Raw genomic sequence first — 14027 nt, 5'->3', positions numbered from 1 at the left:
CTGAGGGGGCGCTCTCCGTCGATCCCACGGTGGAGGAACGGCCGGGCGCCGTCGCCGGTCTTTGGGACTTTCCTCAGCCACAGCGGACCGTCGGACGCCGACGTGCCTGAGCCCCCGCCCACCCCCTCCCGGCCACCCCCACCGGACCGTCGGACGCCGACGTACCGGGAGGGGACGGGGCGGGGTGCCCCCGCAGAAATACGTTGACGGCCGGGTGCCGGATTCGTAAGGGCCAGGTGGTACGGATTTCGAGGAGGTGCCCCGGACCGGCACCGACCAGGCACAGGCGGCACCCGCAGACGACAAAGCACCCGCACGGGTGGGCGGGTGGGGCAAGACAGACCGCGCAGCGGCGAACCCTCAGAAGAGCGGCGGCGGGGCTTGCTTGGCCGGCGCGGTCACGGCCGTCGGGACGTCCGTTGGCGCGCCGTGCGGCGCGCGCAGCAGGGGCCAGCCCTGGGCGAGCCGGGTGTCGAGCAGCAGAAGGCGGCCCGAGTCTTCCGCCCCCTCCGGCTCCGAGACCCGCACGTAGACGTCGTAACCGGCCGCCGCCCTGACCGTCCCGGTGACCGTGCTGCCCGGCGGCAGTGCGGTGATGCGGGCGGCCGGAGGCGGGAGTTGACCGGGGGAGAGGCCGAACAGGACGGCGTGGTCGACGACTTCGCAGGGCCGAGCCCGCAAGGTGTCGGGCAGCAGGCCGGCCACCGAGGCGTGCAGGCCGCGGAGTTCGGCCGCGCGGGCCTCCGCGTCGGGCAGCGTGTGGCGGGCGGCGCGCTTGGCCGGAGCGGAGACGCGGTCGGGGACGCCGAGGGCCGCGCCCAGGATCGCCTCGGTACGGCGGGCCGTCATCAGGGGCCCCTCGCCGAGGAAGGTGAAGCAGACGGCGGCCTGCTCCCGCAGCCTGGCCGCGCCGCGTTCGGCCGCCGTGATGCCCACCTTGAGCAGTCCGGGGCCGAACCAGGCCAGATAGACGGCGTACGGCCGCGGATCGTCCGCCTTGGTGTCGGCCGCCACCGAATACGAACGGTCCAGCGCGGCGCACCGCTCGCACTGGTCGCGCCGTACGTCGGGAGGCAGCCGCGCGCCGTAAGGACACGTCACGTACCGGCCGCCGCGCCACACCCCCGCGCAGGTGCGTACCGCGTCCGCGCCGACGGCCAGGGACAGCGGTCCGCCGAGCCGCAGCGGGCTCGACCGGCCGCGGTGCACCGGATGCCACCACGTCCACTCGGGACCGCCCTGACCCCAGCCCAGTCCCGTGCAGCGCCACATGTCCCCGACCCTAGGGCAGGGGTACGACAGCGCCCGCCCTCGACCGCCGGCGCCGGTGCCCGCGCCGCCGGGAGCAGCGCCGGGAGCAGTGCCGGGGCCGCCGCGTACTGCGCGGGTGGTAGCGCGGGTGCCGCTGGCCGTACGACGACGGGCGGCCCGTGGAGGACGAGGCTCGGTGGTGTCGGAAGAAGCCTCCCGACCCGGCATCCACCGAGGAGTTGACGAGCGATGAACACCCTGGCTTGGCATGACGGCGGGCCCGGCCCGTGGATTCTGTTCCTGCCACTGATCTGGGCGGCTGTGGTCGTCACCGTGATCACCGTGCTGCGCCGCACCGTCTGGCGCGGACGCGGGCGCGGCGGCCCCTGGCGGGCGGCGCCCTGGCGGTCGGAGGCGGCCGCCGAGGCCGCGGAGAACTCGCCGGTCACCCTGCTCGGCCGCCGCTTCGCCGCGGGCGAGATCGACGAGGACGAGTACTGGCGCCGGCTGTCGGTCCTGGACGAGCGCTTCGGTCGTGACCTGCGCGAGGGCAAGGGCGGTACGGCGTGAGCGCGCTGCCCAGCGGCCCGCGCGACGGGCGGCCTGGCTGGACGTCCTGCGGGCCGTCACCACCGAGTGAGCCAGCGGGACACGGCGGCCCGGCACGACAGCGGGACACGCCAGCGGGACACGCCAGCGGGACACGCCAGCGGGACACGACAGCGGGACACGGCGGAGGAGCGCGCGCACAGACGGACCGGCCGTCGTATCCGCACGGGGGGATACGACGGCCGGTTCCGTGGCCTCGCGGATCGCCGCGCAGGCACCGTACGGGATCGCCGTGACGGGCGGCCTGCGCACCGGGTCGGTCAGGCGACCGGTACGGCGATACTGGCGGCGACGGCGGCGATGCGCTCACGCGGGGGCTCGAAGGCCACAGCGGCACGCAGCGGGACCAGCGACGGCCGCGGCATCGGTGTGCGGAGCACGAACCACACGACCTTGCCGCCGTCCTCGGGCAGCAGATCGGTGCCCCAGCTGTCGCTCACCGCCTCCACCATGGCTAGCCCGCGACCGGCGGTCGCCAGCGGCTCCGCGGCGGCCGGTGCCAGCTTCGGCAGCCTCGGGTCGTTGTCGGTGACGGCCACCGTGAGGCGGTCGGACGCGTGCGACAGACGCACCGAGCAGTGCTTGTCGGGCTTGGCGTGGCGGTGGACGTTCGCGAGCAGTTCGCTGATGCCGAGCGACGCCGCGTCGATCAGCGGGTCGAGACGCCAGTAGCGAAGCTGGGCGGACACGATGCGCCGGATCTGCTGGATCCGGTACGGATGCGCGTCGAGTTCGAGCGCACACTCTCTGTCGGTTTGGTCGGCTTGCATGATCACGGCTGCGACTCCCTCCGCGGCGGGGGCCGGAACACCGCGGGGCGGGTCCGGGACGTACGCCGCTCCGATGGGAACACCTGAGCGAAAATGCGTAGAGTGACTGCTACAGCACTCCGTGATGCGATTTCAGAGTCTCCCCAGGTGGCCGAATCCGCAACTTCCGGGACCGTCGCCCGCCTGCGCAAAGGCCGACGGGCCAGTGCTGGACCGCTTTCCGGTGGTTTAGAGGCTTATGATCCACGGCATGGACGCGAACGATTCGGACGAGACCGGCGAGCGATCGGACGGGGCGAGCGGCGCGGGAAGAACCGCCGAGGGGGCCGGAGCGGCGGGGGCGACCGGAGCGGCCGGGGCGGGTGACCGGGCGGGCGGCCGTACAGGCACGGTGGACGTCGACCGCACCGACACCGGCTACCGCGCCTGGCTGAAGGAAGCCGTCCGCAAGGTCCAGGCCGACGCCAACCGGTCCGCCGACACCCACCTGCTGCGCTTCCCGCTGCCCGAGTCGTGGGGCATCGACCTCTACCTCAAGGACGAGTCCACCCACCCGACCGGCTCGCTCAAGCACCGCCTCGCCCGCTCGCTCTTCCTCTACGGGCTGTGCAACGGCTGGATCCGCCCCGGCAAGCCGGTCATCGAGGCGTCCAGCGGCTCAACCGCCGTGTCCGAGGCCTATTTCGCGGGTCTCATCGGCGTGCCCTTCGTCGCGGTCCTCCCGCGCACCACCGCGCACGAGAAGCAGCGGCTGATCGAATTCCACGGCGGCCGGTGTCATCTCGTGGACGACCCGCGCACGGTCTACGAGGTCTCCGCGCGGCTCGCGGCCGAGACCGGCGGTCACTACATGGACCAGTTCACGTACGCCGAGCGCGCCACCGACTGGCGCGGCAACAACAACATCGCCGAGTCGATGTTCCAGCAGCTCCGCCGTGAGCGGTACCCGGACCCGGCCTGGATCGTCGCCACCGCGGGGACCGGCGGCACCTCGGCGACCATCGCCCGCTATGTGCACTACATGCAGCACGACACGCGGATCTGCGTCGCCGACCCGGAGAACTCCTGCTTCTTCGACGGCTGGCTGACCGGTGACAAGTCCGTTTCCTGCGAGCGGGGTTCACGGATCGAGGGGATCGGACGGCCGCGCATGGAGCCGAGCTTCGTGCCCGGCGCGATCGACCGCATGATGAAGGTCCCGGACGCCGCCTCGGTCGCGGCCGTACGCGCCCTCGACACGGCCATCGGCCGCAAGGCGGGCGGTTCCACCGGCACCGGGCTGTGGAGCGCCTTCAAGATCATCGCCGAGATGGTCGCGGAGGGTCGCACCGGCAGCGTCGTCACGCTGATCTGCGATCCGGGCGACCGCTACCTCGACAAGTACTACTCCGACGCCTGGCTCGCGGCGCAGGGCCTGGACATCGCGCCGTACGCGGCGGCGATCGACGCCTTTCTGGCGGACGGCAGTCGGCCGGATTGACGCCACGTCAGATACGAGGTCGGCGCGCGGTCCGGCGCCGGACCCAGTGCCTGATCAGATCGCCGCCAGCGCGTCGATCTCCACCCGGAACGCGGGGTTGACCAGCCCGGCGACCCGTACCAGGGAACACGCGGGGAGCCTCTGCGGGGCCAGGAATTCGTCCCGCACCCGCCGGAAGGCGGCGAGGTCGGCGAGATCGGTGAGGAAGACGGTGAGCTTCACGATCCGGTCCGGCGTCGCGCCCGCGGCGGCCAGCGCCGCCACGAGATTGACGAACACCTGCCGGATCTGGGCCTCGGCGTCGTCCTCGCCGACCAGCGTGCCGTCCGCGTCGAGCGGCACCTGACCCGACACCGCGACCATGCGCCCGGTGAACGCCACCGCGTGGCTGTACCCGTTGACCGGCGGCAGCCCCTCCGGCCGCTCGTAGTGCGCGATGCCCGACTGATCCTTGTCATCCATGACCGGCATGGTGGCACAGCCGGGTGCCGGTCCCCGCACCCGCACCCGCCGCGACCTCGCGGAACGCACAGCGGACGCGGATAAACGGACCCGGATGTGACGAAACTCTGACGGAGTGCCGCCGACCCTGGCCAGCGGGCCTCCGGCGTGCTCGAATCGAGGAATGGAAGACAGCACGTCCCACCCGGTGAGGTCACCGGAACCGCTTCCGCCGTCGGCAGTCCCGCACACCCCGAAATCGCCGGACACCCCCAGAACGCCGGACACCCCGCAACCGCGGGACACCCCGGACTCGCAGGACGCTCAGGACTCCCCGGAAGGCGCGGAATCGGAAGGGCGCGGCACCCCCGTGGGTCGCCGAGTCATCCTCGGCATGCTGGGACTCGGCGCCGTCGGCGTCGGCGTGGGCAGCGCCGTCCAGGGCAAGCTCGACACGATCCTGGCGTCGGTCAGCGCCAAGGACCCCACCGGGGTGACCGGACTGCTGCCCGGCGGCGGCGGTTTCCGCTTCTACTCGGTGTCCAACTCCATCCCGCACCGGGGCGAGAACGACTACCGGCTGACCGTCGGCGGCCTCGTCGACAAGCCCGTCTCGTACCGCCTCGCCGATCTGCGGGCGCTGCCGCAGGTGCGGATGGTGCACGACGTGCAGTGCGTCACCGGCTGGCGGGTGCCGAGCACCGCATTCTCCGGGGTGCGGCTGTCCACCCTGCTCGACGCGGCGGGCGTCCAGGCCAAGGGCGGGGCGATCCGCTTCAACTGTTTCGACGGCGTCTACACCGAGAGCCTCACCATGGAGCAGGCCAGGCGGCCCGACATGCTGGTGGCGCTCACCATGAACGACAAGCCCGTCACCGACGCGCACGGCGGACCCGTACGGCTCTACGCCGCGCCCATGTACTTCTACAAGTCCGCCAAGTGGCTGTCCGGAATCACGGTCACCAAGGACGTCGAACCCGGCTACTGGGAGCACTACGGCTATGACGTGGACGGATGGGTCGGCACGTCGAACGGCCGCCATGATGACCCGACTACGTGAGGCACGGGCCGTCACCGGGCTGCGCCGCTTCACCCGCGCCGAGACCTGGGTGCACCGCTCACTGGCCTGGCTGATGGGCGTGTGCGTGTTCACCGCCGCCTGTCTGTACTTCCCGCCGCTGTCGGAGATCGTCGGCCGCAGACGGCTGGTCGTCACCGTCCACGAGTGGTCCGGCATCCTGCTCCCGGTACCGGTGATCCTGGGACTGGCCTCGCGTGCCTTCCGCCGGGACGCGAGCGGGCTCGGCCGGTTCTTCCCGCACGACTGGCGCTGGCTGCGCGCCGCGCTGCGCACCCGCAGGCGCGAGCCGAGCCTGGCGGGCAAGTTCAACGCGGGCCAGAAGCTCTTCGCCGCCTTCAGCGTCGGCGCGGTGCTGGTGATGATCGGCAGCGGGCTGATCATGTGGTTCCCCCGGATGTCCCCGCTGCTCTACCGCACCGGCGCCACCTTCGTGCACGACTGGCTGGCGCTCCTGCTGGCCGCCGGGATCACCGGACACGTCTGGTTCGCCAGCAAGGACCCCGAGGCGCGGCGCGGCCTGCGCACCGGCTACGTACCGCGCTGGTGGATCAAGGAGGAACACCCGCTGTGGCAGCCGGAATCCCCGACCGAGGGTGACGGGGAGGGGAGCGGCGGCGGCCGTGCTCCGGGGAGGACGGGGAAGACGGGGAAGACCACGGCGCGCGGGCTGCGCTGAACTCCGGTGCGCCCGTGGCCGGTTCGCGGTCGCACGTACCTTTCGCGGCAGTTCTGTTACGGGCCGGACACCGGGCGGTCGCTCCGGGGCCACCGGGGTTTCGCGGGACGCGCCTAGCGTCGCCGCATGACGACGTCTCAGGTGACGCGGCCCCCGGCGGGCGACCCGCCGGCGGTGGTGGCCGTAACGGTCAGGCAACCGGAGACGATACGCGCGCCGCGGCGCGGCCTTCGACGGGGGAAGGCCGGGCCGCGGCGGCTCGGTACCAGGGCCGTGACGGCGCTGGCGCTGCTGGCCGCGCTGTGCGCCGTCGCGGTCGCCGGGGCGATCGGCGTACGGTCGGACACCGCGGGGCTGCGGGACGCGGTGACCCAACGGGCCGCCGTGGCGGGTCAGTTGCGCTTCGCCCTGGCCGACCTGGACGCCCAGCGGGCCGACACCCTCGCACCGGGCAGATCCGCCACCGACGCACAGGTCGAGGTCGGCAACCAGCTCATCGCGCTGATCACCGCGCAGCAGCGGCGCGCCGAAATCAGCGACCTGCTGCGGCAGCTCGCCGCCGACCGCTCGCAGAGCGTCCGGGTGCGGGACCTGCTCGACGGGCTCGGCCGTTACGACGACCTCGGCGGCCGGGCCGCCTACGTGGACGAGCAGCAGCCCGACCGCACCGCGGGCCACCCGCCGCCGCGCGCCGTGGCGATGAACGTCCAGGCCGGGCAGATCATGCACGACCAGCTCCTGCCCGAGGCCACGGAGCTGTCCGCCGGGTACGAGGCGAAGGCGGCGCAGTTGGAGTCCGCGGCCCACTCGGCCGCGCTGCGCTGGGCCCTGGTCATCGGTGTCGTCGGCCTGCTGACGCTCGGCTTCCTCCTGTGGTGGCAGTGGGAACTGGCCACCGACTACAGGCGGTTGTTCAACCCGGCGCTGGTCGCGGCCACCGTCGCCGCGCTGCTCGTCACCCTCGTGGGCACTCTCGCCCTCACCTCGTCCGCCGACGCCGTGACCGCGGCCGGCCGCGAAGGGCTGCGCCCCTGGTCCCGGCTGGCCGAGGCCCGCGCCACCGCCGCGCAGGCCGCCGCGAGCGAGAGCCGCTGGTTCGTCCACGACGCCGCCTACGGGGTCGCCGACCAGCGGCAGTTCGACGGTCTGGTCAAGCGACTCGACGCACTGCTCAGCCCCGACGGATACGCCACCGCGGCCGAACGCGCCGCGTACGAGGACGTTCTCACCCGCTACGGCCACTTCCTCGCCGACGACAAGCGGCTGCGGTCACTGAAGTCGCGGGGCAGGACGGACGAGGCCGCGGTTGTCCTGACCAATGTCGGACGCGGTGACGTGGCCTTCGACTTCTGGGACTTCGCCACCACCCTGGACGCCCTCGCGGGCCGTCAGCTCGACGATTTCGACACGCACGCGAGGGCCGCCCACGACGATCTGGCGGGCTGGCCCCAGATCCCGGCGGGCGCGCTCGGCGCGGCCGGTGTGCTGGTGCTCCTCGCCGTGCGCGCACGCTTCGCCGAATACCGCTGAGCCGCTGGACGGGCTGGGTCGAGTCCCTGGGCGGCCTGAGCCGAGTCCCTGGACGACCGGAGCCGAAGCCCTCTACGAACTGAGCCGAAGCCCTGAACACCCTTAGCCGGGCGGTCAGTTGTCGGCCGCGCCCGTCGAGCCCTCCGGCTCCTCGGCGACCATCAGCTCCGACAGGTGCTCGGCGATCTCCGCGCGCAGCACCTCGGGAATGCCCGCGTCCGTCACGAGAGTGTCCACGTCCTCCAGCGAGGCGAAGGAACTCAGGCCCACCGTGCCCCACTTGGTGTGGTCGGCGATCACCACGACGCGGCGGGCGGACCGTACGAACTGCCGGTTGGTCTCGGCCTCCGCGAGGTTCGGCGTCGACAGGCCCGCCTCCACGGAGATGCCGTGCACGCCGAGGAAGAGCAGGTCGAAGTGGAGGGACTGGATCGCCCGGTCCGCGACAGGGCCGACCAGCGTCTCCGACGGGGTGCGCACACCACCGGTGATGACCACGGTCGCGCTCGCCTCGCCGCTGTGGGCGCCGGTCCGCCGCTGCCCCGACTGGAAGACGTCCGCGACCCGCACCGAGTTGGTGACCACGGTCAGATCCGGCACGTCCAGCAGATGGTGGGCCAGCGCGAAGGTGGTCGTGCCGCCCGCGAGCGCGATGGCGCTGCCCGGCGTGACCAGGGTCGCCGCCGCCCGCGCGATGGCCTCCTTCGCGCCCAGCTCAAGCGCCGACTTCGCCTCGAAGCCCGGCTCGTGGCTGCTGGCCTCGACGACCGGCACCGCGCCGCCGTGCACCTTCTCCACGACACCCTGCCGGGCCAGCGCGTCGAGATCGCGCCGCACCGTCATGTCGGAGACGTTCAGCCGCCGCGTCAGCTCGTTGACCCGGACACCGCCGCGCCGCCGCACCTCGTCGAGGATCAGGGCCCGCCGCTGCTCCGCGAGCAGGTTCTGGTTGTCGCTCACCCGTGACCCCGTCCCGTCCGTCTCGTTGTCCGCGATGCCGTCCACCGACGTGCTGCGGTCATCTTTCCATGAGCGGCGACATCGCGTGTACGTCAGGTGACCGGACCGGTACGACTTCCGACCATCGACATCACGATTACGGCACGGCTGCCGGGCCTGACGGCTGCCCACGGGCCGGGCGGGCACCACCGGAGGGAACAGCGAGGGACGGGGGACGCAGTGTCACCACGAACGGGAGCGGGAGCGGAAGGCGGAACGGACGCGCGGGCGGCGGAAGCGGAGGCGAGAGCCGAAGCGGAACCCGAGGCGAACACCGGACCCGAAGCCGGTACGTGCGAGACGCTCGCGCTGGAACTCCTCGTCCACGGAGTCGGCGGCACCACCCCCGCCCTCATGCTCGACGACTCCCGCATCGTCTGCGTCGCGGGCGACGACATCGCCGGAATACACCGCCGCGTCCGCGACGCCGACGCCGAGGAGCACCCCGAGGAACACCGCGACGGCCCGGTGGCCGAGGCGTACTGCTGGTCCAACCTCACCTCGGGCAACGGCAGCCGCGCGCTGTGGCTGCTGCTCCTGCCGTTCATGATCGCCAACCTTGCGCACTGGATGCGCCCGCCGTCCACCCGGCACCGGCTGCGCCGCGCCTACGACGTCCTCGTCCGGCTGATCGCGCTGACCCTCACCGTGCTGCTGGTCGCCGCCGCCTGCGAAGTCGCCCTCGACATCGTCGCGTGGCAGTGCGCGGGCCGAGCCGCCTGCGCCCGCGACAAGGCGTGGCTCGGCTTCGCGGCCGTCGAGCGCGGAGGCTGGTGGAGCGAGCCCGGCCGCCGCCTCGCCCTGGCCGCCACCGCACCGCTCGCCCTGACCTGCCTGCTGTGGTGGCTGTCCCACCGCACCTGGTACGCGTACGAGTCGCAGCGCCCGAACGACCGGCAGGCCCCGCCGCCCGGCTCCGGCACCCCCGCCCTCGCGCTGCCCGGATTCTGGTACGGCCGCCGGTCCGTCGCCCGGTTGCGCACCGCCCACACCGCCGCCGGCCTGCTCACCGTCGCCGCCGCCCTGTGCGTCCCGGCCCTGCGCTACGACCACGGGCACGGCGGGCGGGCGCTCCCGGCGGTCGGCTGGACGCTCGCCGGGCTGCTCGCTGTCCTCGGCACGGCGGCCGTCGTCGCCGCGTGCCGGGCCCGCCGTACCGAGAACGACGTGGACGACACCACCGACCGGCTCACCACGCGGGTCCTGCTCAACGGCACGGCGGCGGCACTGACCGCGGCCGTCGTCTACGGCGCCTGGCACCGGCCCGGCTGGACCTCCGCCGGACGACTGCCCGCCGCCCAGACGTTCACCGTGCTCACCGTGCTCCAGGGCGCGCTGATCGCCGCGCTCGCGGTGACGGCGCTGCTCCTGCACCGCTCGCCTCCGCCGGAGTACGCGCCGACGTCCGCGACCCCTCGCGGGTCCGCCGACGCGCCCAACGACGCGCCCGACGATTCACCTGACGACGCGCCTGACGACGTGCCTGACGACGCGCCCGACGGCCTGCCCGCCGACCGCGGGGTCGCGCTGCGCGGGCTCGCCGGGCCCGCCGTCGCGCTGCTGGCCTGCGCGATGGGCGGAGTGCTGACCGGCGGGGTGGCGCAGCGGTGCGCGGACTGGCTGGACCGGGGTCCGACGCCCGGCGAGAAGGGCAGCTCGCTGGCCGGGCCGCCCGCCGTGCTGACCTGGGAGGCGTCCGTGATCCCCGCCGTCCTCGCGGTGCTCCTGCTGTGCGCCGCCGCGGTGATGTGGCGGCTGCGGCGCCGGGAGCGGGAGCTGCGCGCGGAGGTCGAGCGGATGTACCCGGACGAGCCGCACCACAGGACCAGGACCCGGCAGATCGCCGGGACCCTCGCCCGCGCCGGGCTGACCGACAGTGCGCCGACGCTGATCGCCGTGGTGTGCGCGGCGTCGTTCGCCCTGGGCGCCGGGGCCCTCGTGGGCGCCCTGCGCTCGGGCCGCACACCGGGGGAGACCGCCGCCGGGGCGCCGGGCGTCCTCGACGCGGTCGCCGGCACCGCGCAGGCGCTCGGCTCCTGGATGGTCGGCGCCGGAGTGGTGGCGCTGATCGCGCTGGGACGGCGGGCGTACCGCGACGCCTCCGCGCGCCGCACGGTCGGCATCCTGTGGGACGTCGGCACCTTCTGGCCGCGCGCCGCGCACCCCTTCGCGCCGCCCTGCTACGCCGAGCGCGCGGTGCCCGACCTGAGCTGGCGGATCCAGACCTGGACGCGGCGCACCGGCGGCCGGATCATCCTGTCCGGCCACTCGCAGGGCAGCGTCCTGGCCGCCGCCGCGGTCTGGCAGCTCGACCCGGCCACCCGCGCCCGCGTCGCCCTGCTCACCTACGGCTGTCCGCTGGCCCGGCTCTACGGCCGCTGGTTCCCCGCCCACTTCGGGCCCGACCGGCTGCGCGCGCTGCACGACGACATGCACGCCTGGCGCAATCTGTGGCGCCGCACCGACCCGATCGGCGGCCCCGTCCACCTCGGCGCCCGCTCCAACGCACAGGGCGAGCACGGCAGTTCGGCTGCGCCGTACGTCGACCGGGGTCCGCTGCTCGACCCCGTCGCGTACGGCCGCAGTCTGTACCACCCGCTGCCGGAACCGGTGCTCGGGCACTCGGACTTCCAGGCCGACCCGGCCTTCGCCGAGGAACGCACGGCGCTGCTCGCCGAGTTGGCGCGGTCAGGGCCGGAGCGGGCCGTACGGTCCGCCCCGGCGCCGACCGCGCTGCCCGCTCAGGGCAGCTCCGGCAGATCTTCCGGGTAGAGCAACTGGAGTTCCTCGTGCGTGGGTTCCTCGACCTGCGCCAGCCGTCCCGCGTGCCGCTCGACCATCGCCTCGAACGTCTGCCGGGCCGCGCGGCCGTTGCCGAACCCCGGACCCTTCGGGATCGCGGTGAAGTACTTGAGCAGCGCCTCGCCCGCGTCGTCCGCGAGTTGGTACTCCTGCTCCAGGACCTGCGACTCCACGATCCGCAGCAGCTCCTCCGCGGTGTAGTCGCCGAAGGTGATGGTCCGTGAGAAACGCGACGCCACACCGGGGTTGGAGGCGAGGAAGCGCTCCATCTCCGCGGTGTACCCGGCGACGATCACCACCACCGCGTCCCGGTGGTCCTCCATCAGCTTCACCAGCGTGTCGATCGCCTCGCGTCCGAAGTCCCGCCCGGAGTCCTCGGGGGCCAGCGCGTACGCCTCGTCGATGAACAGCACACCGCCGCGGGCCCGTTCGAACGCCTCCTGGGTACGGATCGCCGTCGACCCGATGTGCTCGCCCACCAGGTCCACCCGCGCCACCTCGACGAGATGGCCGCGCTGGAGCACACCGAGCGACGCCAGGATCTCCCCGTACAGCCGGGCCACCGTGGTCTTGCCGGTGCCGGGGGAGCCGGTGAAGACCAGGTGGCGGCGGAGCGAGGGCGCCTTCAGCCCGGCCTCCTGGCGGCGGCGGCCGACCGCGATCAGGTCGATCAGCGTGCGCACCTCGCGCTTGACGCTGTCCAGGCCGACCAGCGCGTCCAGGTCGCCGAGCACGTCGTCGCTGTCCCGCGCGACCTGCTCGGGCGGCGCGGTCTCGGCCACCGGACGCTGCTCCGGAACACCGCCGAGCAGCCCGTACGACTGTGTCGCCGCGGCCTGCTGCACGGTCGCGGCGCCCGAGGGCACCGGCACCGGATCGGCCTCCGTCGCCGCCCGGTCGCTGGTGCAGTCCTCGGTGACCGGGCCCGGCTCGGCGAATTCGTAACCGCCGCGCGCGCAGCGCTCGGTACGGCAGCGGGTCAGCGTGGACCGGCAGCCGTCGATGATGTGGAAGCCGTAGCCGCGGCTGCCGGTGACCCGGACGGCGGTGAAGGTGCCGCGGCCCTCGGCCGAGACGTAGATGCCGGACTCGGCCGCGTTGGTGACCGTGCACCGGTCGAGCGCCGGGTCGGCGCCCTTGGTGACGATCACCCCGGTCGCGGTGTCGTCGATGGTGACCTGCGCGAGCGTGCCGCCGCTGCCGTGGTCGCGGAACCAGGCGCCGGTGGCGGCCTCCCGGATCCGGCAGTCGTCGAGCTGGACGTTCGCGCCGTCGCTCACCGACACCGCGGTGTTGCGGATCTGCGAGAAGTCGGTGTCCACGACATCGGCGCGCGAGCCCCGGTCCAGGACGAAGAGCGCGTCCGGCACGTCGTGGACCCGGCAGGAATCCAGTATGGCCACGGCGCCGTCGCTCACCCAGACCGCCGGGTAGTCGCCCGTACTGTCGTGGATCTCGCACTGGTTGGCGTCCACGCGGGTGCCCGGGTCCCACACCGACAGGCCGTTGCGGCCGAAGCGGCGGACCTGGCAGCGGGTCAGCGTCAGCACCGAACGCGCCCGCAGGTCGACCGCGTTCTCCGGGATGTCGTGGATGTCGCAGTCCGCCATCGCCAGCACCCCGTCGGTGTCCAGCGAGATGCCGTCGCCGGTCGTGCGGTGCACCTGGCAGTCGGTGAAGTGCGCGGAGGCGCGCGCGGAGACCTGCACACCGCTGCCGCGGATCTCGTACACCTCGCAGCCCACCGCCTCCAGGGCGCTGCCCTCGCCGGTCACCGACAGGCCGGAGCCCGAGGTGTTGTGCACCCGGCAGCGCTCGAGGCGCGGCGCGGCCCCGCCGCGTACGGCGATCCCGCTCTGGCCCGCGGCGACCACCTCGCACTCCTCGAACAGCCCGCCCGCGGCGTCCAGCACGCTGATCCCGAGGCCGCCCGGATTGTCCACCGTGCACTGCCGCACCGTGGGCCGGGCGCCGTCGCGCACCTCAAGGCCCACGGCGGAACGGGTGTTGATCCGCAGGCCCGTCAGCTCGGGCGCGCACGCCTCGACGAGCAGCGCGGCGGCCGAGATGTCCTGGCCCTCGACCACGAGGTCCTGGACGGTCGCGGCGGCCCGTACGGTCAGCGCCACGCCCGAGGCCGGGGCGATCCGTACCGTCCCGGCACCGTCGGCGCAGCGCAGTGTCACCGCGCGGTCCAGCACCAGATTCTCCCGGTAGGTGCCTGAACTCACCGAGAGGATGTCACCGTCCGCCGCCGCTTCGACCGCGGCGGCCAGGGACTCGTACTCGCCCGTGCGGCGGCGCCACCGCGAGCTGTTCGGATTGGTCACCTGGACCACGCCATGTGCCATCGGGCTGCTGTGCCCCCACCTCTTGCATCTGCTGACC

The 14027-nt window shown here is 73.4% G+C and carries 11 protein-coding genes; 6 read left to right on the top strand and 5 right to left on the bottom strand.

Features of this window, described 5'->3' with window-relative positions; translation table 11 throughout:
• Positions 1-360 precede the first annotated feature (360 nt).
• Positions 361-1272, bottom strand: a complete 912-nt coding sequence (locus ACIQCJ_RS12515) for a DUF2797 domain-containing protein (RefSeq protein WP_402711339.1) — start codon at positions 1270-1272, stop codon at positions 361-363.
• A 228-nt stretch (positions 1273-1500) separates the two neighbouring features.
• On the opposite strand from ACIQCJ_RS12515, the gene ACIQCJ_RS12510 reads away from it, so the two are divergent.
• Positions 1501-1821, top strand: coding sequence for an SHOCT domain-containing protein (locus ACIQCJ_RS12510; RefSeq protein ID WP_402711338.1), 321 nt, complete (start codon positions 1501-1503; stop codon positions 1819-1821).
• 299 nt (positions 1822-2120) lie between these two features.
• On the opposite strand, the gene ACIQCJ_RS12505 is transcribed toward ACIQCJ_RS12510, so the two are convergent.
• Entirely contained in the window at positions 2121-2630 is a 510-nt protein-coding gene (locus ACIQCJ_RS12505; protein ID WP_391050183.1) for an ATP-binding protein, read from the bottom strand.
• A gap of 250 nt (positions 2631-2880) precedes the next feature.
• Here ACIQCJ_RS12505 and ACIQCJ_RS12500 point away from each other — a divergent pair, with 250 nt between their 5' ends.
• Complete coding sequence (locus ACIQCJ_RS12500) at positions 2881-4110, top strand: pyridoxal-phosphate dependent enzyme (RefSeq protein ID WP_391050181.1); 1230 nt, start codon at positions 2881-2883, stop codon at positions 4108-4110.
• Between the two features lie 54 nt (positions 4111-4164).
• On the opposite strand, the gene ACIQCJ_RS12495 is transcribed toward ACIQCJ_RS12500, so the two are convergent.
• Positions 4165-4572 carry a RidA family protein gene (locus ACIQCJ_RS12495; RefSeq protein WP_402711337.1) on the bottom strand — a complete coding sequence of 136 codons (408 nt, stop codon included), beginning with the start codon at positions 4570-4572 and terminating at the stop codon, positions 4165-4167.
• 349 nt (positions 4573-4921) lie between these two features.
• On the opposite strand from ACIQCJ_RS12495, the gene ACIQCJ_RS12490 reads away from it, so the two are divergent.
• The 3 genes from ACIQCJ_RS12490 (at position 4922) to ACIQCJ_RS12480 (ending at position 7838) form a co-directional block, all read left to right on the top strand.
• Positions 4922-5611 (top strand): molybdopterin-dependent oxidoreductase, encoded by a 690-nt coding sequence (locus ACIQCJ_RS12490; protein WP_402711336.1) that lies wholly within the window; start codon positions 4922-4924, stop codon positions 5609-5611.
• Positions 5595-6308 carry a cytochrome b/b6 domain-containing protein gene (locus ACIQCJ_RS12485; protein WP_402711335.1) on the top strand — a complete coding sequence of 238 codons (714 nt, stop codon included), beginning with the start codon at positions 5595-5597 and terminating at the stop codon, positions 6306-6308. Before ACIQCJ_RS12490 ends, ACIQCJ_RS12485 begins: the two co-directional genes overlap by 17 nt.
• A 126-nt stretch (positions 6309-6434) precedes the next feature.
• Entirely contained in the window at positions 6435-7838 is a 1404-nt protein-coding gene (locus tag ACIQCJ_RS12480) for a hypothetical protein (protein ID WP_402711334.1), read from the top strand.
• A 114-nt stretch (positions 7839-7952) separates the two neighbouring features.
• Here ACIQCJ_RS12480 and ACIQCJ_RS12475 read toward each other — a convergent pair whose 3' ends face one another.
• Positions 7953-8798, bottom strand: coding sequence for a DeoR/GlpR family DNA-binding transcription regulator (locus tag ACIQCJ_RS12475; protein ID WP_188286022.1), 846 nt, complete (start codon positions 8796-8798; stop codon positions 7953-7955).
• A gap of 393 nt (positions 8799-9191) precedes the next feature.
• Here ACIQCJ_RS12475 and ACIQCJ_RS12470 point away from each other — a divergent pair, with 393 nt between their 5' ends.
• Positions 9192-11609: a hypothetical protein gene (locus tag ACIQCJ_RS12470; protein WP_402711729.1), complete on the top strand. Its 2418-nt coding sequence runs from the start codon at positions 9192-9194 to the stop codon at positions 11607-11609.
• Here ACIQCJ_RS12470 and ACIQCJ_RS12465 read toward each other — a convergent pair.
• Positions 11579-13990 (bottom strand): right-handed parallel beta-helix repeat-containing protein, encoded by a 2412-nt coding sequence (locus tag ACIQCJ_RS12465; RefSeq protein WP_355343896.1) that lies wholly within the window; start codon positions 13988-13990, stop codon positions 11579-11581. The two genes, ACIQCJ_RS12470 and ACIQCJ_RS12465, sit on opposite strands and share 31 nt — an antisense overlap.
• Between the last annotated feature and the right edge of the window lie 37 nt (positions 13991-14027).

It is taken from the genome of Streptomyces sp. NPDC093221 (genome assembly GCF_044753885.1).
In the GTDB taxonomy this organism is placed as follows: Bacteria; Actinomycetota; Actinomycetes; order Streptomycetales; family Streptomycetaceae; genus Actinacidiphila.
Note: the sequence above shows the minus strand (reverse complement) of the source record. Positions and strands in the feature narration are given on the sequence as shown.

Coding starts and splice junctions, on each gene's coding strand:
- ACIQCJ_RS12495 (WP_402711337.1), bottom strand. CDS start 4,572: ATGGATGACAAGGATCAGTCGGGCATCGCGCACTACGAGCGGCCGGAG.
- ACIQCJ_RS12505 (WP_391050183.1), bottom strand. CDS start 2,630: ATGCAAGCCGACCAAACCGACAGAGAGTGTGCGCTCGAACTCGACGCG.
- ACIQCJ_RS12500 (WP_391050181.1), top strand. CDS start 2,881: ATGGACGCGAACGATTCGGACGAGACCGGCGAGCGATCGGACGGGGCG.
- ACIQCJ_RS12480 (WP_402711334.1), top strand. CDS start 6,435: ATGACGACGTCTCAGGTGACGCGGCCCCCGGCGGGCGACCCGCCGGCG.
- ACIQCJ_RS12470 (WP_402711729.1), top strand. CDS start 9,192: ATGCTCGACGACTCCCGCATCGTCTGCGTCGCGGGCGACGACATCGCC.
- ACIQCJ_RS12485 (WP_402711335.1), top strand. CDS start 5,595: ATGACCCGACTACGTGAGGCACGGGCCGTCACCGGGCTGCGCCGCTTC.
- ACIQCJ_RS12515 (WP_402711339.1), bottom strand. CDS start 1,272: ATGTGGCGCTGCACGGGACTGGGCTGGGGTCAGGGCGGTCCCGAGTGG.
- ACIQCJ_RS12465 (WP_355343896.1), bottom strand. CDS start 13,990: ATGGCACATGGCGTGGTCCAGGTGACCAATCCGAACAGCTCGCGGTGG.
- ACIQCJ_RS12510 (WP_402711338.1), top strand. CDS start 1,501: ATGAACACCCTGGCTTGGCATGACGGCGGGCCCGGCCCGTGGATTCTG.